11 protein-coding genes and 1 pseudogene are annotated in these 24,631 nt (G+C 70.8%); 11 read left to right on the top strand and 1 reads right to left on the bottom strand.

Features of this window, described 5'->3' with window-relative positions; translation table 11 throughout:
• Nucleotides 1-76: 76 nt before the first annotated feature.
• Nucleotides 77-1,252: an aromatic ring-hydroxylating oxygenase subunit alpha gene (locus GPZ80_RS17860; RefSeq protein ID WP_187221502.1), complete on the bottom strand. Its 1,176-nt coding sequence runs from the start codon at nucleotides 1,250-1,252 to the stop codon at nucleotides 77-79.
• Nucleotides 1,253-1,515: 263 nt separating this feature from the next.
• Here GPZ80_RS17860 and GPZ80_RS17855 point away from each other — a divergent pair, with 263 nt between their 5' ends.
• The 11 genes and pseudogenes from GPZ80_RS17855 to atpA all read left to right on the top strand — a co-directional run bounded on the left by GPZ80_RS17855 (nucleotide 1,516) and on the right by atpA (nucleotide 24,630).
• Nucleotides 1,516-7,143 carry a type I polyketide synthase gene (locus GPZ80_RS17855; RefSeq protein ID WP_187221501.1) on the top strand — a complete coding sequence of 1,876 codons (5,628 nt, stop codon included), beginning with the start codon at nucleotides 1,516-1,518 and terminating at the stop codon, nucleotides 7,141-7,143.
• A gap of 72 nt (nucleotides 7,144-7,215) precedes the next feature.
• Nucleotides 7,216-16,119 (top strand): annotated as a pseudogene (locus GPZ80_RS17850) (amino acid adenylation domain-containing protein); the annotation flags it as partial.
• A gap of 29 nt (nucleotides 16,120-16,148) precedes the next feature.
• Complete coding sequence (locus GPZ80_RS17845) at nucleotides 16,149-16,583, top strand: SRPBCC family protein (protein ID WP_187221499.1); 435 nt, start codon at nucleotides 16,149-16,151, stop codon at nucleotides 16,581-16,583.
• Between the two features lie 8 nt (nucleotides 16,584-16,591).
• Nucleotides 16,592-18,100: a DHA2 family efflux MFS transporter permease subunit gene (locus GPZ80_RS17840; RefSeq protein WP_187221498.1), complete on the top strand. Its 1,509-nt coding sequence runs from the start codon at nucleotides 16,592-16,594 to the stop codon at nucleotides 18,098-18,100.
• Nucleotides 18,097-19,629 carry a glycosyltransferase family 39 protein gene (locus GPZ80_RS17835; RefSeq protein ID WP_312880407.1) on the top strand — a complete coding sequence of 511 codons (1,533 nt, stop codon included), beginning with the start codon at nucleotides 18,097-18,099 and terminating at the stop codon, nucleotides 19,627-19,629. Before GPZ80_RS17840 ends, GPZ80_RS17835 begins: the two co-directional genes overlap by 4 nt.
• A 127-nt stretch (nucleotides 19,630-19,756) precedes the next feature.
• Nucleotides 19,757-20,212, top strand: coding sequence for a Cg1360 family ATP-synthase-associated protein (locus GPZ80_RS17830; protein ID WP_187221497.1), 456 nt, complete (start codon nucleotides 19,757-19,759; stop codon nucleotides 20,210-20,212).
• A gap of 222 nt (nucleotides 20,213-20,434) precedes the next feature.
• Entirely contained in the window at nucleotides 20,435-21,214 is a 780-nt protein-coding gene (atpB, locus tag GPZ80_RS17825; protein ID WP_187221496.1) for a F0F1 ATP synthase subunit A, read from the top strand.
• A 59-nt stretch (nucleotides 21,215-21,273) separates the two neighbouring features.
• Complete coding sequence (locus GPZ80_RS17820; RefSeq protein ID WP_312880406.1) at nucleotides 21,274-21,516, top strand: ATP synthase subunit C-like protein; 243 nt, start codon at nucleotides 21,274-21,276, stop codon at nucleotides 21,514-21,516.
• 32 nt (nucleotides 21,517-21,548) lie between these two features.
• Nucleotides 21,549-22,097, top strand: a complete 549-nt coding sequence (locus GPZ80_RS17815; RefSeq protein WP_376771690.1) for a F0F1 ATP synthase subunit B — start codon at nucleotides 21,549-21,551, stop codon at nucleotides 22,095-22,097.
• 12 nt (nucleotides 22,098-22,109) lie between these two features.
• Nucleotides 22,110-22,934 (top strand): F0F1 ATP synthase subunit delta, encoded by an 825-nt coding sequence (locus GPZ80_RS17810; protein ID WP_187221495.1) that lies wholly within the window; start codon nucleotides 22,110-22,112, stop codon nucleotides 22,932-22,934.
• A 49-nt stretch (nucleotides 22,935-22,983) separates the two neighbouring features.
• Nucleotides 22,984-24,630, top strand: coding sequence for a F0F1 ATP synthase subunit alpha (gene atpA, locus GPZ80_RS17805; RefSeq protein WP_187221494.1), 1,647 nt, complete (start codon nucleotides 22,984-22,986; stop codon nucleotides 24,628-24,630).
• Nucleotide 24,631 lies beyond the last annotated feature (1 nt).

Below are 24,631 nucleotides of genomic sequence, written 5' to 3'. Positions count from 1 at the left end.
TTCCTCTTCTCCGGCCGCGCCTGCGGGCCAACTTCCCGAAGGTTCGGGCAAACGGTCAACTGAGTGCGGCCGGGCGTCAGGCCTCTTGCCGGTCGGATTCCCTGGCGGGTTCAAGGCCGAGGCCGTCGCCGCCCGCGAGCATGTCCTCGCAGACCCGGTGGAAATGCGTGATGAGGCACTCGCGTTCACTCAGGACGCTCTGGCGGTAGGCCGACGACCTGGCCACCGCGGCCACGTCGGTCCACTCTTCGACGTCCTGCTCGATGATGGCCTTGTAGAGTTCCCAGGACATCTCGACGTAGTCGAGGTAGTCCTCGTCATCGGTGTCGTACCGCAGTTCCCACGCCTCGAAGCGGGTCTTGTCGACACCGAGCGGGACCGCGCGGAACACCTGGGTGTGCAGTCTGGTGCTGTTGACCACCGTGGTCGGGAACAACACGTAGTTGCAGGTGGCCAGGGCGTTGTGGTCGAGCGTGCGCCGCAGTTCCTCCAGCCCGCCCATGACCGGCACGACCATCATCCCGTTGCGGCCGAACACATCGATGGTCGAGTGCCGCGCGTCCTTGACGTCGGTGGACGGGAGCTGGTGCAGCGCCTGCGCGTGGTAGTACTCGCTGAACGCGTCGACGCACACCTTCCAGTTGACGTCGACCACCCATTCGACCTTCTCGGTCAGCACCATGTCCTGCATGCCGAACGCGCCGAGGTCGGCGGCGATCTCCTGGCCGATCCAGTCCGGCAGCGGGCCCGCGACTCCCGGACCGGCCAGCACGGCCCAGACCCAGCCGCCCCACTCGTCGAGGTCGAGGGCGGGCGCGCACAGTCCCGAGAGGACGTCACGGTCGAAGTCGGGCCGGTCGGGAACCCCGCGCACGGCGCCTTCGATGTCATAGGCCCAGTTGTGCCAGCGGCAGGTGAACTTGCGGGCCCCGGTTCCGCTGCGCGGCACGATCCGGGCGCCCCGGTGTTGGCAGACGTTGTGGAACCCGGCCAGGCCACCGTCTTCCCGGCGGGTGATGACGACGCTTTCCCCGTGTCCTTCCCAGACCTGGTGGTCGCCGGGGTTCGGGAGCTGGTCCGACCGGCAGATGATCTGCCAGCCCCGGTTGAGGACGCGGTGGCGCTCGAGTTCGTAGCGCTGAGGATCGCGGTAGACGTCGGCGTCGAGCGTCGACGGCCCGATCGGCGGCACATTCGGCACGCCCGGCCCGAAGCGGGCGGGCAGCTCACCACGGGTGGGCTGGAAAACCACGGTCGACCTCCAGTGGCAGCGCGGGCTGCCCGACTCGCACAACTTGTCAGCGGTATCCAGTGCGCAGCCTCGTCTTGCGGACGACAACGGACCAGGCAGAACCGGCGGCGGAAACCGGCCGCGGTTTTCGCCGCCGGTTCTGCCTGGCTCCCGGCGCCGGATCTGTCGATCATTCGGCAGGAGCCACATTTCCTTCCGCCGCCGCGTGCGGCCGGGAGACGCCGGTGCGCTCAGGGCGAAGTCGACACGACAAAGGATGTCCGGTGGACGCTGAGGAGAAGCTGCGCGGCTATCTCAAGCGGGTGACGGGCGAGCTGTTGGAGACCCGGAAACGGCTTGAGGCCGCCGAAAGCGCCGAGCCGATCGCGATCGTCGGCATGGCTTGCCGCTTCCCCGGCGGCGTGCGGTCCCCAGAGGACTTGTGGCGGCTGGTCGCCGACGGCGACGACGCCATCACCGGCGCCCCCGCCGACCGGGGCTGGCCCGTCGACGACCGGTCGACCGGGTCCGGTCGGGAATCCGCCCTGCTGGGCGGATTCCTGCACGACGCCGCCGATTTCGATGCCGACTTCTTCGAGATCTCGCCGCGCGAAGCCGTCGCGATGGACCCACAGCACCGCTTGCTGCTGGAGATCGCCTGGGAGACGCTCGAACGCGCGGGCATCCCGGCGGACTCGCTGCGCGGCAGCCCGACCGGTGTCTACATCGGAATGATGACCGGTGACTACGCGACCAGGCTGAGCGCGTCGAGCCAGGGCACCGCCGGCTTTGAGGGTTTCTTCCTCAACGGCAACGGAAGCAGCATCGCCTCGGGCCGGATCGCCTACGCGCTCGGTCTGCACGGCCCCGCGGTCACCATCGACACGGCCTGTTCCTCGGCGCTGGTCGCGCTGCACGACGCGTGTCAGGCGCTGCGCCGCGGCGACTGCACGACGGCGCTGGTCGGCGCCGTGTCCGTCATGTCCACCCCCGCGCTCCTGGTCGAGTTCAGCCGCCAGGGCGGGCTCGCGGCGGACGGCAGGTGCAAGCCGTTCGCGGCGGCGGCCGACGGGACCTCCTTCGCCGAGGGCGTGGGCATGATCGCCCTGCAACGGCTGTCCGACGCGCGTCGCGAGGGCCGACAGGTCCTGGCGGTCGTCCGGGGCACGGCGGTCAACCAGGACGGCGCGTCCAACGGCATGACCGCGCCCAACGGCGCCGCCCAGCAACAGGTGATCCGGCAGGCGCTGGCCGACGCGCGCCTGCGGCCCGACCAGGTCGACGCCGTGGAGGCCCATGGCACCGGCACGACCCTCGGCGACCCGATCGAAGGCCAGGCGCTGCTGGCCACCTACGGACGCGCGCGGGCGGATGCCGCTCCGCTGCTGCTGGGGTCGGTGAAGTCCAACATCGGGCACACGCAGGCCGTGGCCGGGCTGGCGGGCCTGATCAAGATGGTGGAGGCGATGCGCGCGGGCGTGCTGCCGCCGAGCCTCGGCATCGACGCGCCCACCCCGCACATCGACTGGTCCGACGGCGGTATCCGACTGCTGACCGAGCTGACCCCGTGGCCCGACACGGGCGCACCCCGCCGGGTGGGCATCTCGTCGTTCAGCCTGAGCGGAACCAACGCGCACGTCCTGATCGAGCAGGGAACCACAGCGGACGACGACAGCACCGGCGACAGTGAACCGGTGCGGCTCGCGGCTGTGCCGTGGGTGCTCTCGGCGAAGTCCCAGCCCGCCCTTCGGGAGCAGGCCGCGCGACTGCTGAGCCACCTGGACACGGGGGAATTCTCCGACGGCGACATCGGCTTGTCCCTCGCCGCCGACCGTGCCGTGCTGCGACACCGGGCCGTCGTCGTCGGCGCCGACCGGGCGTCGCTGCGCGCGGGCCTGACGGCGCTCGCCGAGGGGTCGGCCGCCGACAACCTGACTCAGGGCGTTGCCACCGGTGCGGACCGGCACGGCGCCGTGTTCGTCTTCCCCGGCCAGGGACACCAGTGGGCGGGCATGGCGGCCCGGTTGCTGGAGTCCGAGCCGGTGTTCGCCGCCCGTGTGCGGGAATGTGAAGCCGCCTTCGAGCCGTACCTGGACTGGTCTCTGTCCGAGGTGCTCCACGGCGCTCCCGGTGCCCGCGGCCTCGACGACGACGAGGTCGTCCACCCGGCGCTGTTCACCATGATGGTGTCGCTGGCCGCGCTGTGGCGCTCCCGCGGTGTGCGTCCCACCGCCGTGGTGGGGCACAGCCAGGGCGAGATCGCCGCGGCCTGCGTCGCGGGCGCGTTGTCGCTCGCCGACGCCGCCCGGCTGATCGTGCTGCGGAGCAAGCTCATCCGGGACCGCCTGACCGGCCGCGGCGGGATGGTGTCGGTCGCGCTGCCCGCCGTGGAGGTCAAGACGCTGATCAGCCCGTGGGGCGAGCGGCTCTCGATCGGCGCGCTCAACGGTCCGGCGTCGACCGCGGTGTCCGGCGACCTCGACGCCCTGGCGGAACTGCTCGCGGTGTGCGAGTCCGACGGGACGCGTGCTCAGCGCGTCCACATCGGCTACGCCGCCCACTCGGCCCAGGTCGACGCGATCGAGACGGACCTGCGCGACGCGTTGGGCGTGATCGAGCCGGGTGAGCTCGCCATCCCCTTCTATTCCACCGCGACCGCGGGCCCGCTCGACGCCGCTGATCTCACCGCTTCCTACTGGTTCGAGAACCTCCGCCGCCCCGTGGACTTCGTCGGCGCCGTCGAGTCGGCGATCGCCGATGGCCACCGAACTTTCGTCGAGTGCGGCGCCCACCCGGTGCTGACCTACGGCTTGGAGGACCTCGGCGGGCGCGCGGGCGTCGACCTGGTCGTCGTCGGCTCCCTGCGCCGCGCTGACGGGGGAGCCGATCGTTTCCTCACCTCGCTCGGCGAGGCGCAGGTGCGCGGTGTCGCGGTCGACTGGCCCGCCGTCTTCGCGGGCAGCGACGCCCGGCGGGTGCCGCTGCCGACGTATGCGTTCCAGCGCCGCCGGTTCTGGATCGATGTCCCGCACACGGCACTGGGCGACCTGCTGACCCCGGTGGACCACCCCCTGCTCAGCGCGGCGGTCGAGGTGGCCGACGGCGCCCGCACCCTGTTCGTCGGGCGGCTGGCGCAGGCGGGCCACCCCTGGCTCGCCGACCACGCCGTGGCGGGAACCGTGCTGCTGCCGGGCACCGCGTGCGTGGAGCTGGCCGCTTTCGCCTCGGCCCAGTCGGGTCTGGGCGGGGTCGAGGAACTGACCCTGCACGCGCCGCTCGTCCTGCCCGACGACGGCGAACTCACCGTTCAGCTCGCCGTGGGCGCGCAGCAGGAGAGCGGTCGCCGGTCGGTGGCGCTGTATTCGCGGGCTGCCGACGCCTTGGCGGACGACCCGTGGACGCGGCACGCCGACGGCTTCCTGCACTCCTTGGACGACACCGGCCAAGGGGAGTGGCGCCACCTGCGCGGGGCCTGGCCTCCGGTCGACGCCGATCCCGTGGACCTCGCAGGCTTCTACGACCGCCTCGCGCACCTCGGTTACCGGTACGGCCCAACCTTTCAGGGTCTGCGCGCCGTGTGGCGGCGCGGTGACGAACTCTTCGCCGAGGTCGTCCTGCCCGAGTCCGCCGCGGTGACCGCCGCGGGCTACGGCGTGCACCCCGCGCTTTTCGACACCGCGATGCACGCCCTGCTCGCCGACGGGACCGACCAGGAGACCCGGCTGCGCCTGCCTTTCGCGTGGCAGGGGGTCGCGGTCCACGCCACGGGGAGCACCGCCCTGCGGGTCCGGCTCGTGCGCCGGGACGGGAACGAACTGGGGCTGCTGGCCACTGACGAGAACGGCGGCCCGGTGCTCTCGGTCGAGTCCCTCGCCACCCGCGAGGTCTCCCCGGATCAGTTGCTCGCCGCGCGGTCCCGCCACCGAGACTCCCTGTTCCGACTCGACTGGCCGGTCGCCACCTCGACGGGCGCGCGCACGCGGCCTGAGCGCTGCGCGGTGCTCGGCGGAGAGTCCCCGCTGCCGGTCGGTCACCGCCATGCCGACCTCGCGGCGCTGTCGGCCGCGCTCGATTCCGGTGCGCCCGCACCGGACCTCGTGTTCGCGCCGATCCCCGCCACCACGCTCGACCGTGCTGTTGCGAGTGTGGGCGGACACGGCCGCGGCGGTCATGATCGGGTCGGGCTCGACGCTCACGACACCGGCCTGCTCGCGCAGGTCGTTCATCCCGACGTCGCCGCGGCGGCCCGCGCCACGCTCACCGATGTGCTCGCCCTCCTGCAGGGCTGGCTCGACGACCACCGTCTGCGCTCCTCCCGCCTGGTGATCCTGACCAGCGCGGCGATGGGCGACACCGGCTCACCCGACCTCGTCGCGGCGTCGGTTTGGGGGCTGGTGCGGTCGGCGCAGTCGGAGCACCCGGACCGCTTTCTCCTGGTGGACACCGACGGCACACCCGAATCAGCGGGCATGGTGTTCGCGGCCACGGCCGCGGGTGAGCCGCAGTCGGTGGTCCGGGCGGGCACCGTGCGCGTGGCGAGGCTCGTCCGGGCGTCCGGCTCGACGGTGGAGCCCGCCCCCGAGGTGCCTGGCACCGTGCTGATCACCGGTGGCCTGGGAATGCTCGGCGGACTCGTCGCACGCCATCTCGTCGCCGAACGGGGCGCGACCCGACTGCTGCTGGTCGGCCGCCGCGGCCTGGACACGCCGGGTGCGACCGACCTCGTCGCCGAACTGACCGGCCTGGGCGCGACCGTCACCGTGGCGGCCTGCGACGTGGCCGATCGCGCGGCCCTCGCCGAAGTGCTGGCGGCCGTGCCCGCCGAACACCCGCTGTCGACCGTGATCCACACCGCGGGCGTCGTCGATGACGGCGTCGTCGCCGCGCTCACCCCCGAGCGGCTCGACCGGGTGCTGCGCGCCAAGGTGGACGCCGCGGTGAACCTGCACGAGCTGACACTCGACCACGGGCTCTCGGCGTTCGTGCTGTTCTCCTCGCTGTCCGGGGTCCTCGGCGGCGCGGGCCAGGCCAACTACGCCGCCGCGAACGCGTTCCTGGACGCGCTCGCCCAGCACCGCCGCGCGCTGGGCCTGCCCGGGCAGGCGCTCGCGTGGGGCTACTGGGCGGCGGGCGGTGTGGCGGCCGGGCTGACCGAGGTCGACCTCGGCAGACTCGCGGTCGCCGGTGTGCTGCCCATGGCGACCGACGACGCCCTCGCGCTGTTCGACGCCGCCCGCGGCATCGACGCCGCCGCCCTGGTGACGGCCCGGCTGGACCTGTCCGCGCTGCGGACGGTGGCGCGACTCGACGAACTGCCGCCGGTGCTGCGCAACCTGGTCCGCGTGCCCGCGCACCGGCCGACCGGCCACGAGCCGCAGGCCGCGCCCGCACAGGGCTGGATCCAGGATCTGGTCGGCCGCACCGAGGCCGAACAGCGCGGCGTGCTGCTGGACCTGGTCCGCGCGGAGGTGGCGGCCGTGCTCGGGCACGCCGCGGCGGACGACGAGACGATCGACGAGGACCGGCCGTTCAAGGAGTTCGGGTTCGACTCGCTCACCGCGGTCGAACTGCGCAACCGCCTCAGCGCCGCCACCGGTCTGCGGCTGCAGGCGACCCTGGTCTTCGACTACCCGACGCCCGGTGTGCTCGCCGCGCACCTGCGATCGGAGCTGGCGGGCCTGGTGGAGTCCGCCGAAGACGGCATCCATCCGGCGCACGCCGCGGTCGACCACCTGCGCTCGGTCATCGACGACCGGGCGCTCGACGACGCGACGCGCGACGAGCTGGTGACCAGGCTCAGGGACCTGCTGCGCGAATGGGCTCCGGCGCGCGTGGAGCAGGCCGCCGGTGTGGCGTCCGCGAGCCCGGACGAGATCTTCGCCCTGCTCGACGAGCAGCTTGAGAGCTTCTGACGCGGGCGCGTGGCCGCCTCGCCGAACAACGACTTACGTGGGGGTACAACCAGCATGGACACGTCTTCGGACAAGCTTGTCGAGGCGCTGCGGGCGTCGCTGATCGAGAACGACCGGCTCCGCAGGCAGACCGAGGAGCTGACCGCGGCCGCCACCGAGCCGCTCGCCGTCGTCGGCATGGCCTGCAGGCTGCCGGGCGGGGTGAGCGAGCCGGAGGACCTGTGGCGGCTGATGACCGACGGCGAGGACGCCATCGGGCGCTTCCCGGGCGACCGAGGCTGGGACCTGGAGTCGCTGTCGGCGGCCATTCCCGTGCGCGAAGGCGGATTCCTGCCGGACGTGGCGGGGTTCGACGCCGCCTTCTTCGGCATCTCCCCCCGTGAGGCGCTGACTCTCGACCCGCAGCACCGGCTGCTGCTGGAGTGCGCCTGGGAGGCGCTCGAACGCACCGGGGTGGACCCGAAGTCGCTCGCGGGCAGCCAGTCGGGCGTGTACATGGGCTTGGCGTACAACGAGTATCTGGGCAACGGCAACTCCGGCAGCATGGCGGCGGGACGGATCTCCTACACGCTGGGCCTGGAAGGGCCCGCGATGACCGTGGAGACCGCGTGCTCCTCGTCGCTGGTGGCGCTGCACTCGGCTGTGTCCGCGCTGCGACAGGGGGAGTGCTCCCTGGCGCTGGTCGGTGGCGCGACCGTCATGGTGACCCCGCAGGTCCTCATCGAACTGGACCGCCAAGGCGTTCTCGCGCCGGACGGCCGGTGCAAGCCGTTCGCCGCGACCGCGGACGGCATCGGCTGGTCCGAGGGCGCCGGAATCGTGGTGCTGGAACGACTTTCCGACGCCCGTAGGCTCGGCCACCGCGTGCTGGCGGTCGTTCGGGGTTCCGCGGTCAACCAGGACGGCGCGAGCAGCGGGTTCAGCGCGCCCAACGGCCCGTCGCAGCAGAAGGTGATCCGGCGCGCGCTGGCCAACGCGGGTCTTTCCGCCGCGGACGTCGACGTCGTGGAGGCCCACGGCACCGGAACCACGCTCGGCGACCCGATCGAGGCGCAGGCGCTGCTCGCGACCTACGGCCAGGACCGCCCGGGCGACCGGCCGGTGCTGCTCGGGTCCCTGAAGTCCAACATCGGCCACACCCAGGCCGCGGCGGGCGTCGCCGGGCTGATCAAGATGGTCCTCGCGCTGGGCCGCGGCCAGGTGCCGGGCACGGTCCACCTCGATGCCGCCACCCCGCACGTCGACTGGGCAGGCGGCGCCGTCGAACTCGTAGCCAAGACCAGGCCGTGGCCCGACACCGGCCACCCCCGGCGGGCCGCCGTGTCGTCGTTCGGCATGAGCGGCACCAACGCCCACGCGATCCTGGAGCAGGCGCCGACCGAGGACGAGCCCGCGGGCGAGAACGCCGACGAGTCGGGCCCGGTGCCGTGGGTGGTGTCCGGCCGCTCCGCGGCCGCGCTGCGCGCCCAGGCCGCCAAGCTGGTGTCCTATGTGGAGTCACGACCCGAGGTGTCGCCGCATGATGTCGGCCGTTCCCTCGCCGTGCGGTCGGTCTTCGAACACCGGGCCGCTCTCGTCGGCCGCGACCGCGACGAGTTCCTGACCGGCCTGCGGGCGCTCGCCGACGACAACGACGGCCCGAACCTGGTGCGCGGCAAGGGACGCGTCACCGGCAGGACGGTGTTCGTCTTCCCCGGCCAGGGCTCCCAGTGGGCCAGGATGGGGGTCGACCTGCTCGACAGCGAACCAGCCTTCGCCCGCGAGCTGGCGGCCTGCGAGGAGGCGTTCCGCGAGTACACCGACTGGTCCCTGACCGACGTGCTGCGCGAGGCCCCGGGCGCCCCCGGCCTGGAGCGCATCGATGTCGTGCAGCCCACGCTCTTCGCGGTGGCGGTGTCCCTCGCCGCCGTCTGGCGCTCCTACGGCCTCGAACCGGCCGCCGTGCTCGGCCAGAGCCAGGGTGAGATCGCCGCGGCCTACGTCGCGGGCGCCCTCACCCTGCCGGACGCCGCCAGGATCGTGGCCCTGCGCAGCAGGCGCCTGGTTCGGGTGATGTCGGGCCGCGGCGGCCTGGTCGCCATGGAGCTCTCGGCCGACAAGCTCTCGGCGTACATCGAGCAGTGGCACGGCGCGCTCAGCGTCGCCGGGATCAACAGCCCCTCGTCCACGGTCGTCGCGGGCGACGACCTCGCGCTCGACGAGCTGCTGCACAAGTGCCAGAACGACGGCGTGCGCGCCCGCCGGGTGCCCGCCTCCGTCGCCACCCACTCGCCGCACGCCGACGTGCTGCGCGAGGACCTGCTCGCCGAACTCGCGCCGGTCCAGCCGCTGCGGTCGACGGTGCCGGTCTTCTCGACCGTGACCGGCGACTGGATCGACACCACCGCGATGGACGCGGGCTACTGGTTCTCCAACATGCGTGAGCCGGTCCGGCTGGCCGGATCGATCACCGCGCTGGCCGAGCAGGGCTTCGACTCGTTCATCGAGGTCAGCCCGCATCCGGTGCTGCTGCGCGAAGTCCAGGAGAACCTGGAGCAGGTGGGCAACCCGTTCTGCACGATCGGCACCCTGCGACGCGGCCACGGTGACCGGGAGCGCCTGCTCACCTCGCTCGGCGAGGCGTTCGTCGGCGGGATCCCGGTCGACTGGAGCGCGGTCCTCCCCGCGGGCCCGACCGTCGAACTGCCGACCTACGCGTTCCAGCGCCAGCGGTTCTGGATCAACACCCCCGCGCCCGGCCAGGCCTCGACCGAGACCGACCCCATCGAGGCATACCTGCCCGAGACCGACACCCAGCTCGATGTCCGCACCGACCTGCTCGCCGGTTCCGACGACGAGCAGCGCGCCGCCGTGCTCGACCTCGTGCGCCGCGTGGTCGCGGGCGTGCTCGGCCACAGCTCGGCCGACGACATCGACGCCGACGTGCGATTCCTCGATCTGGGGATGGACTCGCTCACCGCGCTGGAAGTCCGCAACCGGCTCAACCGCGCCACCGGGCTCAGCCTGCAGGTGAGCAAGGTCTTCGACCACCCGACGCCGGTCGCGCTCGCCCGGTTCGTCCGCGGCGAACTCATCGCCATGGCCGAGGGCGGCGACGGCGGCGAGCCGGACCCGAACCGCGAGCTCCTGCGGATCGCCGCGGCCCGCTTGGGACGCACGGCCGCCGATCTCCGGATTCCGCTGACCTTCGCCCAGCAGCGGCTGTGGTCCCTCGACCAGATGGTCCCCGGCAGCCCCGCCTACAACATGTCGATGTCGGTCGTGCTGCACGGGCCGCTGCGGCCGGAGGCGATGGAGCAGGCCGTCAACGAACTCGTGCGCAGGCACGAGAGCCTGCGCACGACGTTCCCGAACGTCGACGGGCAGCCGTGGCAGCGGATCGCCCCGACCCTCACGCTGAAGGTGCCGGTCGTCGACCTGGAGTCGATGCCCGAGCACGAGCGGCACGCCGAGTGCGACCGGCTCGCCAAGGCCGCGGCCCGGCACCCGTTCGACCTGGCGACCGGCCCGCTGATGCGGGTGACGCTCTACCGCTTCGGCCCCCACGAGCACCGGGTGCTCTTCACCATGCACCACATCATCGGCGACGCCTGGTCCGGCGGTGTGTTCGGCGCGGAGATGGCGATGGCCTACGACGCCTTCGCCAACGGCGTCCGTCCCGTGCTGCCCGAACTGCCCGTGCAGTACGCCGACTACGCCCTCTGGGAGCGCGAACAGCTCGACGGCGACCACCTCGCCGCCCGCGTCGCGAGCCTGCGGGAACTGTTGGGCGACACCGCCACCGGCGTCGAACTGCTGACCGACCGGCCGCGGCCCGCGCTGCAGGAGTTCCGCGGGGGCAGCACGAGCTTCGAGGTCGGCGAGGAACTGGTCGAGCAGCTGCGTTCCTTCAGCAAGGAGCGCGGTGTCACCCTCTTCACGACGCTGCTGGCCGCGCTCAAAGTCGTGCTCTACCGCTACGCGGGCGACACCGAGGGCTCCGGCGACGTCGTCGTCGGCACGCTGATGGCCAACCGGCAGCACGAAGCGGTCCAGGGGCTCATCGGCTTCTTCGTCAACACCATGGTCCTCAAGACCAGTCTCGGTGACGACCCGACGGTCGGGGAATTGATCGGCCGGGTCGACACGGTGGCCAAGCGCGCCTCCGACCACCAGGACGTCCCGTTCGACGCGCTCGTCGCCGAGATGGCCCCGGAACGGGCGCTCACCGCCACCCCGCTGTTCCAGGTCCTCTTCGACATGAAGCGGCACAAGATCGACTCGATCCCGATCCCGGTCCGCGAGGACGGGGCGCAATCGCCGTTCTCCGACATCACCGAGGTCCACACCGACACCAGCAAGTTCGACGTGGAGATCTCGGTGACCGAGGGAGCCGACTCGCTCCACATCGACGCCGAGTACAACAGCGACATCTTCGACCACACCACGATCGAGCGCGTCTTCGCCGGCTACCGCGTGTTGCTCGAGGCGTTCGCGTCCGCGCTGGACCGACGGGTCTCCGAACTGCCGGTGCTGCCGCCGGAGGTCGAGAAGCAGATCCTCGTCGACTGGAACGACACCGACCGCGCCTACCCGGCCGATCGGATGCGCTGCCTGCACACGCTGATCGAGGACACCGTCGACCGGATGCCCGACGCGGTGGCCCTCACCTTCGAGGGCGAGGACATCACCTTCCTCGACCTCGACCGACGCGCCAACCGCGTGGCCCACCGGCTGCGCGCGCTGGGCGTCGACGCCGACCAGCCCGTCGGCATCTGCGTCGAACGGTCACCGGAGATGGTGGTCGGCCTCCTCGCCATCCTCAAGGCGGGCGGCGCATACCTGCCGATCGACCCGACCTACCCGCGCCAGCGGGTGGCCTTCATGCTCGGCGACGCGCGGCCGCGCATCCTGCTGACCCAGGACCGGCTCGTCGAAATCCTGCCCGAGCACGGATCCGCGGTGATCCCCCTCGACCGCGCGGGCGAGTTCGACGACCAGCCGGACACCCGCCCGGACACCCGCGCGGGCCTGGACGACCTGGCATACATGATCTACACCTCGGGCTCCACGGGACAGCCCAAGGCCGCGATGAACTCGCACCGCGCCGTGGTCAACCGGATCCAGTGGATGCAGGACCAGTTCGGCCTCACCGCGGCCGACCGGGTGCTGCAGAAGACCCCGTTCAGCTTCGACGTGTCGGTGTGGGAGTTCTTCTGGCCGCTGCTCACCGGCGCCCGGATGATCCTGGCCCGGCCCGAGGGGCACAAGGACCCCGAGTACCTGTCGACGCTGATCCAGGAACAGGGCGTCACCACGCTGCACTTCGTCCCCCCGATGCTGCGCGTCTTCCTGCAGCACCCCGGCATCGCGCACTGCCGGTCGATCACCCGGGTGATCTCCAGCGGCGAGGTCCTGCCCCAGTCGTCGATCCGCGCGCTCTACGACCTGCTGCCGGGCGCGACCATCTACAACCTCTGGGGCGTCACGGAATCCTCCGTCGACAGCACCTACTGGGAGTGCCCGCGAGACACCCGCTCGGCCATCGTGCCGATCGGCACCCCGATCGCGAACACTCGGATCTACCTGCTCGACCAGCACCTGCACCCGGTGCCGATCGGCACCCCGGGCGAGGTGTTCATCGGCGGCGTGGGAGTGGGCCGCGGGTACTACCGCAGGCCGGAACTGACCGAGCAGCGCTTCCTGCCGGACCCGTTCAGCCCGGACCCCGAGGCGCGGATGTACCGCACCGGCGACCTGGCCCGGTACCAGCCCGACGGCACCATCGTCTTCCTCGGCCGCACCGACTTCCAGGTCAAGGTGCGCGGACTGCGCATCGAACCCGGCGAGATCGAGGCGGCGCTGGCCGAGCACGACGCGGTCCGCGACGTCGTGGTCCTGGCCCGTGAGCTCACCCAGGACGCCGAGGACAAGCAACTCGTCGCCTACGTCGTCCCCGAGGACGGCGCGGTCGCCCCCGAGTCCTCGGCACTGGACCGGGTCTCCGAATGGCAGGACCTCTTCGACCAGAACTACCGGCTCGACGCGGACCAGACCGAGGCCGACTTCAACATCGTCGGCTGGAACAGCAGCTACACCGACGAGCCGCTGCCCGCCGAGCAGATGCGCGTCTGGGTCGATTCCACAGTGGACCGGATTCTGGCGCTGCGGCCCAAGCGGGTGCTGGAGATCGGCGGCGGCACCGGCCTGCTGCTGGCCAGGATCGCCCCGACGACCGAGCGGTACTGGGCGACCGACATCTCCGGCGCCGCCGTGGAGTACGTGCGGGACAACCTCGTCCCCACCCTGCCCGACACGGTCGACGCGCGGCTGTCGCAGCGCGACGCCAACGACTTCACCGACCTCGACACCGAACGGTTCGACGTCGTGGTGGTCAACTCCGTCGCGCAGTACTTCCCCGACCCCGGCTACCTGCTCGAGGTCATCGGCAAGGCGCTGGCCTGCCTGCGCCCCGGCGGCGCCCTGTTCCTCGGCGACCTGCGCAACCTGTCGATGCTCGACGCCTTCCACGTGGAGGTCGAACTCGCGAAGGCCGAGCCCGGCCTCACCCTTGGCAAGCTGCGCGGCCGGGTCCGCCAGCGCACCGCGCACGAGCAGGAACTCGTGATCGCACCGGAGTTCTTCTCCGCCCTGCGCCGCGAGCACCCGGCGGTCTCGCGGGTCGAGCTGGCGCTCAAGCGCGGCGACGACCACAACGAGCTGACCCGCTACCGCTACGACGTGACCCTGCACGTCGGTGAGACCACCGCGGCCGGACCCGCCCCCGAGCCGGTGGCGTGGACCTCGATGGCCGACATCCGCCGGGTGCTGACCGACGAACGCCCGGACGCGCTGCGGGTCGACGGCGTCCCCAACGCCCGGGTGGCCTCGATCAACGCGTTCCTCGCCGCGGTGGCCGACGCCGCCGACGACTCGACCGTCGACGGCCTGCTTCGGACCGACACCCAGGAGGGCGTCGAGCCCGAACTGTGGTGGCGACTGGCCGACGAACTCGGCTACCTCGCCGACATCGCCTGGGAGGGCGGCAGCACCGACGGCAGTTACCGGGTCACCCTGTACCGCCCCGGCAGCGGGCACCTCGTCGACTGGGCGGACCCGGCCGAGCCCGGCCGCGCGCCCAGGCACTACACCAACAACCCGCGCCTGCTCGAACTCAGCCGCTGGCTGAGCACCGACGTCCCGCGCTTCCTGCGCGACAGCATCCCGGAGTTCATGGTCCCGTCCGCCGTCGTCGCGGTGTCGGAGTTCCCGGTCAGCGCCAACGGAAAGCTCGACCGCGACGCGCTCCCGCTGCCGGTGCGCGGCGTGCAGCCGACGGGCGAGATCGTCGCGCCGCGCAACGACCTCGAACAGCAACTCGCCGACGTCTGGTGCGAGGTCCTCGACCTGCGGGAAGTCAGCGTCGACCGCGGCTTCTTCGAACTCGGCGGCGACTCCCTGCTCGGCATCCAGATGGTGAGCAGGGCCAACGCCAGGGGAATGGCACTGAGCCCGCAGGACGTGTTCCGCAGCCGCACGATCGCGGCCCTGGCCGCGCTCGTCGAGTCGCGCGGCCCGGTGAGCGCGGCGCCCACCATGGCCCGGGACCCTGAACTGCTCGCCTGGGCCCGGTCGCACTACCCCGACGCCGAGGACGCCTACCCGGCCACCGGGATGCAGCAGCGCGCCCTCGACAGCATCGAGCGTGAGCCCGAGTCCGGCGTGTTCGTGGTCCACCAGCGGTTCCGGCTGTCCGACCGCGGTCTCGACCCGGTGGCGCTGCGGCGGGCCTGGCAGCACACCGTGGACCGGTACCCCACGTTCCGCACCGCGAGCGTCCGCGACGAGACCGGCCGGTGGATCCAGGTGGTCCGCACGGACGTGCCGTTGCGGATCGACACGCACGACCTGCGTGGCGTGGCGCCGGTGGAGCAGGAGCGCCGGATCGGCGCCTACACCGAGGCGCAGCGGCGCCTCGGGTTCGACGGCTCCGCCCCGCGGCTGCGCCTGATCCTGTTCCGCCTCGACGAGGACGTCTACGACTACCTGCACGTGTTCAGCCTTCCCGCGCAGGACGGCTGGAGCTATCAGATCCTGGTGAACACCCTGCTCGACGCCTATGAGGCGTTCGCCGCCGGGCACGAGCCGGTGCTCGTGCCGCCGTCGGCGGCCTTCGGCGACTTCTGCGTCGAGCAGAGCAGGCGGGACCTGTCCGCGGCCACGGCGTTCTGGCGCGAGGAACTCCAGGACGTCGAGTTTCCGGCGCCGTCGATCACCCTGCCCGCCGACGAACGTCCGACCGATGTGCTGCCGCCGCTGCTGCAGGAGGGCATGCTCGTCGCGCCGCAGACGGCGACCGCGCTCGCCGACCTGGCCCGCGGACACGGCCTCAGCGTCAACACCGTGGTGCACGGCGCCTGGGCCCTGCTGCTCAGCGCCATCACCGGAGCGCCCGAGGTCGTGTGCGGCGCCATCTTCTCCGGTCGCGGCACCACCACGGTCGACGTCGACCAGGCGGTGGGCCTGATGTTCAACATCCTTCCGGTCGCGACCAGTGTCGACCGCACGGCGTCGCTGCTGCCGTGGCTGGCGGGGGTGCAGGACAAGATGTCCGCGATCACCGAGTACGAGTACCTCCCGCAGGCGGTGCTGCACGAGCTGACCGGCGCGCGCACCGACGTGCCGCTCGTCGAGAGCTATCTCGTCAGCGAGACCGTGCCCGGCCTGGCCTCCAACCTCGGCCGGTTCCACACCGTCTTCGGCGCCATCCCGCTGCAGTTCATGGCCCAGACCGAGCACCCGCTGCGGGTCGAGATCGTGGTCGCGGGCGAACTGATGCAGATCACCCTCAACCACCGGGCGGGCTACTTCGAGACCGGCGCGGTCGCCGCCTGGGTCGGCGCGTACGTGCGGCTGCTGGAGGCCATCGTCGCCGACCCGCACCGCCCGCTCGGCGACCTGATCCCCGACCTGTCGGCCGACAGCCCCGCGGCTTGAGCAGACCGGCCAGAGAAGGAGGTTCACCCATGGCTCCTGTGACAGGGTCCATCTCGATCGACGCGGAATCGAAGACCATCCTCGACATCCTGTTGGACGTCACCGCGTATCCGGCGTGGCAGAGCGGCTACGAGAAGGTCGAGATCCAGGCGACCGACGACCGGGGTCGGCCGCTGCGGGTCAAGTGGTTCGTCACCGCGATGGGCCAGAAGGCGTCGCACACCGTCGAATACGAGTACCCGGCCGACGACCGCTACCAGTTCCGCCTCTTCGACAGCGAGGTGACGACGAAGTACGACTTCACCTGCGCCGTCACCGCGGGCGACGGAGGGGCGAGCGAGGTGACCGTCACGCAGGAGATCGCCCTGAAGTGGCCGATGCCCAAGCGCATGCTGGAGAAGATGTCGGCCAAGGGCATCAAGGGCCTGCTCGACGCCCTCAAGGCCAAGGCCGAGCAGGGCTGAGGCCGGTCATGACCCGAGCGGAACCGAAACCGGACGCGCGCCCGGACAAGCTCGACGCGGTGGTGTGGCGGGCCGCGATCGTCGTCGTCATCGGATCGTTCATGGCGATCCTGGACACGACGGTCGTCAACGTCGCGCTGCCCGCCCTGACAGCCGAGTTTCACACTTCGTTCGCCACGATCCACTGGGTGGTGACGGGGTACATGCTCGCGCTGACGATGGCCATCCCGGTCACCGGCTGGGCGTGCGACCGGTTCGGCGCCAGAGCGCTCTACCTGGTGGCCATCGCGCTGTTCATGCTCGGGTCGATTCTCGCCGCGACGGCGTGGAGCGTCGGATCGCTGATCGCGTTCCGGGTCGTGCAGGGGCTGGGCGCGGGCATGCTCGGACCGGCGGGCACGACGATCCTGGTCAAGGCGGCCGGACCGCGGCGGGTCGGCCGGGTGATGGGGGTGCTCGGCGTGCCGATGCTGCTCGGCCCGATCACCGGTCCGATCGTGGGCGGCTGGCTGGTCGACGCGGCGGACTGGCGGTGGATCTTCCTCATCAACATCCCGATCAGCGTGGTCGCGTTCGTCCTGGCGTGGCGAATGCTGCCCAGGGACGAGCCGGAGTCAGCAGAGCCGTTCGACTTCCTCGGCATGCTCCTGCTCTCCCCGGGACTGGCGCTGGTGATCTTCAGCGCGGTCCTCATCGCGAGTGGGACGGGCGCGGCCGCGGGCTGGCTGCCCGGCGTGGTGGGCGTTCTGGGCATCGCGGGCTTCCTGGTGCGGGCGACGCGGATCGGCAACCCGCTGATCGACCTGGCGCTGTTCAAGGACCGCACGTTCACGATCTCGGCCATCGGGCTGTCGATCTTCTTCGTCGGCTTCCTCGGCGGGGGACTGCTGTACCCGGCGTACTTCCTGCTGGCCCGCGGGGAATCCGCGCTGCAGGCCGGTCTGCTCCTGGTCCCGAGCAGCGTGGGGGCGATGATCGCCATCCCGATGTGCGGGCTGCTCGCCGACAAGTTCGGGCCCGGCCGGGTCGTGCTGTCCGGGCTGGTGCTGATCCTGCCGAGCCTGGCCGTGTTCACCCAGGTCACCGCGGCGACGCCGTACTGGCCGCTGGTGCTGGCCATGTTCGTCATGGGGCTGGGGATGGGCGCGACCATGATCCCGCTCATGTCGGCGGCCATGCTGAACCTGACGAGCCGTCAGGTGGCCAGGGCCTCCACCACGCTGAGCATCCTGCAGCAGGCGTCCGGGGCGGTCGGCGCGGCGGTGCTGTCGATGATCTTGGCCGGGTCGCTGGCGGGCAAGTTCGGCGTGCCCACCGAGCGCGGCCAGGCCGCCGCGACCGAGGCGATGGACCACCTGTCGACGCGCGACGCCGCGGCCGCCTTGGTGGCCGACTCGTTCGCCACGACCTTCGCCTGTGCGCTCGGGCTGGTCGCGCTGTGCCTGGTCCCCGCGTTCCTTCTGCCCAGGCGGCCCGCCCCGGCGCCGGTCGACGAGCCCATCGAGGTACCGGCGTGACTGTCAGCGGAAACAGGTCTCAGGAGCAGGCGACCAACCCAGCCGAGGTGGCGCGGCCGTCGAGCCGCGGTCTGGTCGTGGCCGCGTCGCACCAGTGGCCGGTCCTGGCCATCGCGGGCGGTCTCGCCCTGCTGCTCCTGCTCACCAGCGGCCGGTACGGCTACTTCGGCGACGAGCTCTACTTCTGGGCCGCGGGGCACCATCTCGATTGGTCTTACGCGGACCAGCCGCCGCTGGTGCCGCTGCTCGCCCGGATCGCGGACACCATGTTCCCCGGTTCGCTCGTCGCCATGCGGGTTCCGGCGCTCCTGTGCGCGGTGGCCGGTGTGCTGCTCGCGGCGGCGACCGCCCGGGAACTGGGTGGCTCACGGCGGGCCCAGGTGCTGACCGCCGCCGCCGTCGCCTGCTCGCCGGTGCTCGCCGTCGGCGGCCACGTGCTCGCGACCACCCCGATCGACATGTTCCTGTGGATCGTCATCACCTGGCTGCTGGCCAGGTGGATCCGGCTGCGTGACGACCGGCTGCTGCTGTGGACCGGCGTGGCCACCGCCGTCGCGCTGCAGGCGAAATACCTCATCGTGTTCTTCTGGGTCGCCGCCTGCCTCGCGATCCTGGCCTTCGGCCCGCGCGAGCTCTTGCGGAAGCGGATGTTCTGGATCGGCACCGCGATCGCCGCGGCCGGGGCGGTGCCCGCGGTGCTCTGGCAGGCCGCCAACGGGTGGCCCCAGCTGGCGATGGGCAGCGTCCTCGCCGCCCAGCAGGGCCCGGCCGACAGCGGGCCCGTCGGCTTCTTCCTGCTGCTGCTCGCTTCGGCGGGCGTCCTCGGCGCACCCCTGCTGGGCTTCGGCATCTGGCGGGCCCTTCGATCGCCCGAGCACCGCTTCCTCGCCTGGACCCTGTTCGGCCTGGTGCTGCTGTTCGTGCTCACCTTCGGCCAGGGCTACTACGTGACCGGCATGTTCACCGTGCTCTGGGCGGTGGGCGCGGTCGGCCTGGACCGGGTCCGCGCCCGCTGGCTGCCGTGGGCGGCGTGGCCCGCCTGTGCCCTGTCCGCCGCCATGGTCCTGACCCTGCTGCCGGTCCGGCCGGTGGAGTCGCTCGCGGGGCAGGGCGCCGCCACCAACCCCATCGGCGTGGAGAGCGTGGGCTGGCCGGAGTTGGCCGACGCGGTGGCCGCCGCCTACTGGGCCCTGCCACCCGAGGACCGAGCCCGTGCCACCGTCGTCGCGGACCACTACTGGGCCGCGAGCGCGGTCGCCCGCTACGGGCCGGAGCGCGGCCTGCCCGCTGTGTACAGCCCCCACCGCGGCTACTGGTACTTCGGCGCCCCACCGGACAGCGCCACGCTCGTGCTGCACGTCGGCGGCACGCGGGCAGGCCTGATGGAGCACTTCGGCCACGTCACGCGGGTCGCGACGGTGGACAACCGGCTCGGCGTCGACAACACCTTCCAGGGCGCGCCGGTCTGGCTGTGCGAAGGGCTCCGCCGACCCTGGTCCGACCTGTGGGGGTCACTGCGGTCGCTTTAGCGGCGATGCCGATAGGGCCGTGTGATCGCTTCACCGGGTTATCGGACGCATTCGCCGGGTCGCCGGAATAGGGATGTCCATCCCTGGGCGTGTCAGTCGTCTCGGCGATCCCTAGACTTAGGCCTCGATGAGCGACGACGAGCAGCAGACCCCGGAAATGGATCCGCACGCGCGGGCCCTTCGCACGCTGGCGGAGGCGATGTTCCGTTACGCGCTGTGGCCGTCGATCGCCACTGTCGTGGTATGCGCAGTGATCTTCGGCATAGTCAATGGCACAGCGGGTGCGCTCGGCGCGGTGGTCGGCGGCGTCCTTGCCTGCGCGTCATCGCTGCTGACCTTGTTCCTTATGCGCAAAACCGCCGCCCAGGGACCGCATATCGCGATGGCCGCCTCGCTGGGCGGATTCGTCGGCAAGCTGTTGGTGTTGCTGCTGGTCATGACCGCTTTGAAGAACGTCGACGAGCTGCACCGGATCTCGCTTGGGCTGACCATGGCCGCGGTGATCCTCGTGGCCGCGGGCGCCGAGGCGATGGCCTTCCGCCGCACCAAGCTGCCGACCATCATTCCCGCTGGTGAGAAGTAGCGCACAAGCCACCCAGTACGCCTGTCAGGTGAGCTGAACTTCCCTGATATGGTTCGCCCTGGACGGCGGGGTGGCCGTGTTACGCGCATGCCGTTATGGCGTCCGCACAACCCGGGTAGCCGCCTGAAGACAAGCCAAGTCAGTCAGGTACGTTACGTCCTGATCGTGACGATTCCCCCGGCGGAGTGAACGCCGGCCGGGAGAACCGGAAGGAGCCCACAGTTGGGCAGGCTGCTGGCCGAGGGTGACAAGTTCGCGCCCCCCGGTGTTAAGGACTTTTTCCTCCCGCCGATTTTCGGCGGGGTCACGAAGCCGATGGTGTTGGTGGTTCTGTCCATCATCATCGTCGCCACGTTCTTCCTCATTACGACGCGGAACATGAAGGTCGTCCCGAGCAAGTGGCAGTTCGCCGCCGAGTCGGTTTACGACTTCAGCCGCAACAACATCACTCGCGAGCAGATCGGCTCGAAAGAGTTCAGGCCGTTTGTGCCGCTGATTCTCACGCTGTTCACTTTCGTCCTGGTGAACAACCTGTTCGGGATCATTCCGATCATCCAGTTCCCGACGATGGCCAAGATCGGCTTCCCGCTGGCGCTGGCGATCCTGGTGGTCTATCCACTCCACCACTACGTCGGCATCCGGAAGTTCGGCCTCGGGGGCTACTTCAAGAACCAGCTGTTCCCGCCTGGCGTGCCCAAGCTGGTCTACGTGCTGCTCACCCCGATCGAGCTGTTCCTCAAGTTCTTCATGGACCCGCTCATGCTGGCGGTCCGAGTCTTCGCCGCGATGCTGGCGGGACACCTCATTCTGCTGGTGTTCACCCTTGGTGGTGAGTACCTGCTCCTGCAGGCGCCGGTGGTGCTCAAGCCTGTTTCGCTGGTCGCCTGGGCCTTCGCCATCGCGATGACCTTCCTTGAGGCGTTCATCCAGGTGCTGCAGGCGTACATCTTCGCGTTGCTTGCGGCGAGCTTCATCGGCCGCGCACTGGCCGAAGAGCACTAAGGGAAAACCAAGCCCCGATCCGCGGGTACCCGCGGACCGAGTTCGAAAGGGATACACAAGTGAGCGCAATGGTTCTCGCGCAGGAAGCCAGCAACATCAACGCGGGTCTCGCCGCGATCGGTTACGGCCTCGGCGCGATCGGCCCCGGCATCGGCGTCGGTCTGATCTGGGCCGCGGTCATCAACGGCACCGCCCGTCAGCCGGAGGCCCAGAGCAAGCTCATGGGCATCGCCTGGACGACCTTCGTCCTCGTCGAGGTGCTCGCCCTGATCGGCATGGTCATTTACTTCATCACCGGCTGATCCAGTCCTTTGTTCGTTAGGGAGACGTCGTGGTGAACGCACTGTTGAATCTGGCTGCCGAGGAGCAGCCGGATCCGGTCATGCCGCACCTGTCCGAGGTCATCCTCGGTCTGGTGGCCTTCCTGCTGCTGCTGTTCGTGATCTCGAAGTTCGTCGCGCCCAGGTTCGAGAAGCTGTACGCGGAGCGCACGGCCAAGATCGAAGGCGGCATCGAGAAGGCGGAGCAGGCTCAGGCCGAGGCCGAGCAGGCGCTGCAGCAGTACAAGGCGCAGCTCGCCGAGGCTCGGGCCGAGTCGGCCCGGATCCGGGATGACGCCCGCGCCGAGGCGGAGCAGATCAAGGAAGAGCTGCGCGCCCAGGCCCAGGCCGAGTCCGCCCGCATCGTGGCTCAGGGCACGGCTCAGCTCGAGGCGCAGCGCGCGCAGATCGTCGCCGAGCTGCGCGCCGACCTGGGACGCCACGCCGTCGAGCTGGCCAGCCGAGTGGTGGGCGAGTCGCTTGAGGACGAGACGCGGCGCCGCGGCACCGTCGACCGTTTCCTCTCCGAGCTCGACGCCGTCTCGGCGCCCGCGAAGAACTAGGGGACGCCTGAGATGACATTCCAAGCCGCGAGCCGGGAAGCTCTCGCCGCCGTCGAGCTGAAGTTGCTTGACGTCGTGGAGGGCGCCGCCGCAGCCGCCGCCGGCCCCCTGGGCGAGGAGCTGTTCGCGGTCGCCGGGTTGCTCGACCGGGAGATCGGCCTGCGTCGCACGCTGGCCGACTCCTCGACCGACCCGGCCGCCCGTGAGCGGCTGGTCCGGGACCTGCTCGGCGGCAAGGTCGCCGACGACACCCTGCAGGTGACCATCGCGGCCGTCAGTGCCCGCTGGTCCAGCCCGCGGGAACTCGTCGACGGCATCGAGTCGCTGGCGACGACCGCGCTGCTGGTGCGGGCCGAGCGCGACGGGCGCCTGGACGCGGTCGAGGACGAGCTGTTCCGCCTCGGCCGCATCATCGCCGACCAGACCGAGCTGGAGCAGGCGCTGTCCGACCGGACCGCGTCCGTCGAAGGCAAGCTCAGCCTGATCAACGGGCTGATCGACGGCAAGGTCGACCCGACCACCGCGACCCTGGTCGCGAACCTGGTCGGCCAGCCCCGCGGCCGCACGGTCGTCGAGGGTCTGGAGAGCCTCGCGAGCGAGGCGGCCAAGCGGCGCGAGCGCTCGGTGGCGCACGTGATCTCCGCCGGGCCGCTGTCGGCCGAGCAGCAGGAGCGCCTCACCGCGTCCCTGCAGCGGATCTACGGCCGCCCGATCGGCCTGCACGTCGAGGTCGACGAGTCGCTCGGCGGCGGACTGGTCGTCAAGGTCGGCGACGAGGTCATCGACGGCTCCACAGCTGGCAGGCTTGAAGCGCTCCGGCGCAGGCTCGCCGGCTGAGCACCCCCTAGAACTTTCCACAAAGAAACGAAGCGAGAGCAGGAACGACATGGCGGAGCTGACGATCTCGTCGGACGAGATCCGCAGTGCGATCGAAAACTACGTCTCCAGCTACTCCCCGGACGTCAACCGGGAAGAGGTCGGAACGGTTTCCGACACCGGCGACGGCATCGCCCACGTCGAGGGCCTGCCCTCGGCCATGGCCAACGAGCTGCTGGAGTTCGCGGGCGGGGTGCTCGGCGTCGCGCTGAACCTGGACGCGCGTGAAATCGGTGCCGCGATCCTCGGTGAGTACGACAAGATCGAGGAAGGCCAGGAGGTCAAGCGGACCGGACGCGTCCTGTCCGTCCCGGTCGGCGACGCCTTCCTGGGTCGCGTCATCGACCCCCTGGGCGCCCCGATCGACGGTCTCGGCGAGATCGTCGCCGAGGACCAGCGTCCCCTGGAGCTGCAGGCCGCCACGGTCGTGCAGCGCCAGCCGGTCGAGGAGCCGCTGCAGACCGGCCTCAAGGCCGTCGACTCGATGACTCCGATCGGCCGCGGCCAGCGCCAGCTGATCATCGGTGACCGCAAGACCGGCAAGACCACGGTCTGCGTCGACACCATCATCAACCAGAAGAAGGCCTGGGAGACCGGCGACCCGAAGCAGCAGGTCCGCTGCATCTACGTCGCCATCGGTCAGAAGGGCTCCACCATCGCGGGCGTCAAGACCGCGCTGGAGGAGGCGGGCGCGCTGGAGTACACCACCATCGTGGCCGCTCCCGCGTCCGACTCGGCGGGCTTCAAGTGGCTCGCGCCCTACACCGGCTCCGCGCTGGGTCAGCACTGGATGTACCAGGGCAAGCACGTCCTGATCATCTTCGACGACCTGACCAAGCAGGCCGAGGCCTACCGCGCCATCTCGCTGCTGCTGCGCCGTCCGCCGGGCCGTGAGGCCTACCCGGGCGACGTCTTCTACTTGCACTCCCGCCTGCTGGAGCGCTGCGCGAAGCTGTCCGACGACCTCGGCGGTGGCTCGATGACCGGTCTGCCGATCATCGAGACGAAGGCCAACGACATCTCGGCCTACATCCCCACCAACGTAATCTCGATCACCGACGGCCAGTGCTTCCTGGAGTCCGACCTCTTCAACTCCGGTCAGCGCCCCGCCATCAACGTGGGTACCTCGGTCTCCCGTGTCGGTGGCGCCGCCCAGACCAAGGCGATGAAGAAGATCTCCGGCACCTTGCGTCTGGAGCTGGCGCAGTACCGCGAGCTGGAGGCGTTCGCCGCCTTCGCCTCCGACCTCGACGCCACCTCCAAGGCCCAGCTCGCCCGCGGCACCCGGATGATGGAGCTGCTCAAGCAGGGCCAGTTCTCGCCGATGGCGGTCGAGGAGCAGGTCGTGTCGATCTACATCGGCACCAAGGGCTACCTCGACTCCGTTCCGGTCGCCGACGTGCGCCGCTTCGAGTCGGAGCTGCTGGAGAACCTGCGCCACCGCCACGAGGGCATCCTCGAGGAGATCCGGGTGAACAAGGTTCTCTCGGACGACAACGAGGAGCGCCTGGTCAACGCGGTCGAGGCCTTCAAGGAGAACTTCACCGCCTCCGACGGCTCGTCGGTCGTGGTGAAGGACGCCGAGGCCGAGGCCATGGACGCGGCCGCGGTCGGCCAGGAGACCATCAAGGTCGCCAAGACCGCCCCGAAGAAGTGAC

The sequence above is a fragment of the Actinokineospora xionganensis genome, from assembly GCF_014323725.1.
GTDB lineage: Bacteria > Actinomycetota > Actinomycetes > Mycobacteriales > Pseudonocardiaceae > Actinokineospora > Actinokineospora xionganensis.
Note: the sequence above shows the minus strand (reverse complement) of the source record. Positions and strands in the feature narration are given on the sequence as shown.

What these genes read in the sequence shown, in the direction of transcription:
- GPZ80_RS17845 (WP_187221499.1), top strand. Translation starts at nt 16,149, where the DNA reads ATGGCTCCTGTGACAGGGTCCATCTCGATCGACGCGGAATCGAAGACC.
- GPZ80_RS17840 (WP_187221498.1), top strand. Translation starts at nt 16,592, where the DNA reads ATGACCCGAGCGGAACCGAAACCGGACGCGCGCCCGGACAAGCTCGAC.
- GPZ80_RS17830 (WP_187221497.1), top strand. Translation starts at nt 19,757, where the DNA reads ATGAGCGACGACGAGCAGCAGACCCCGGAAATGGATCCGCACGCGCGG.
- GPZ80_RS17810 (WP_187221495.1), top strand. Translation starts at nt 22,110, where the DNA reads ATGACATTCCAAGCCGCGAGCCGGGAAGCTCTCGCCGCCGTCGAGCTG.
- atpA (WP_187221494.1), top strand. Translation starts at nt 22,984, where the DNA reads ATGGCGGAGCTGACGATCTCGTCGGACGAGATCCGCAGTGCGATCGAA.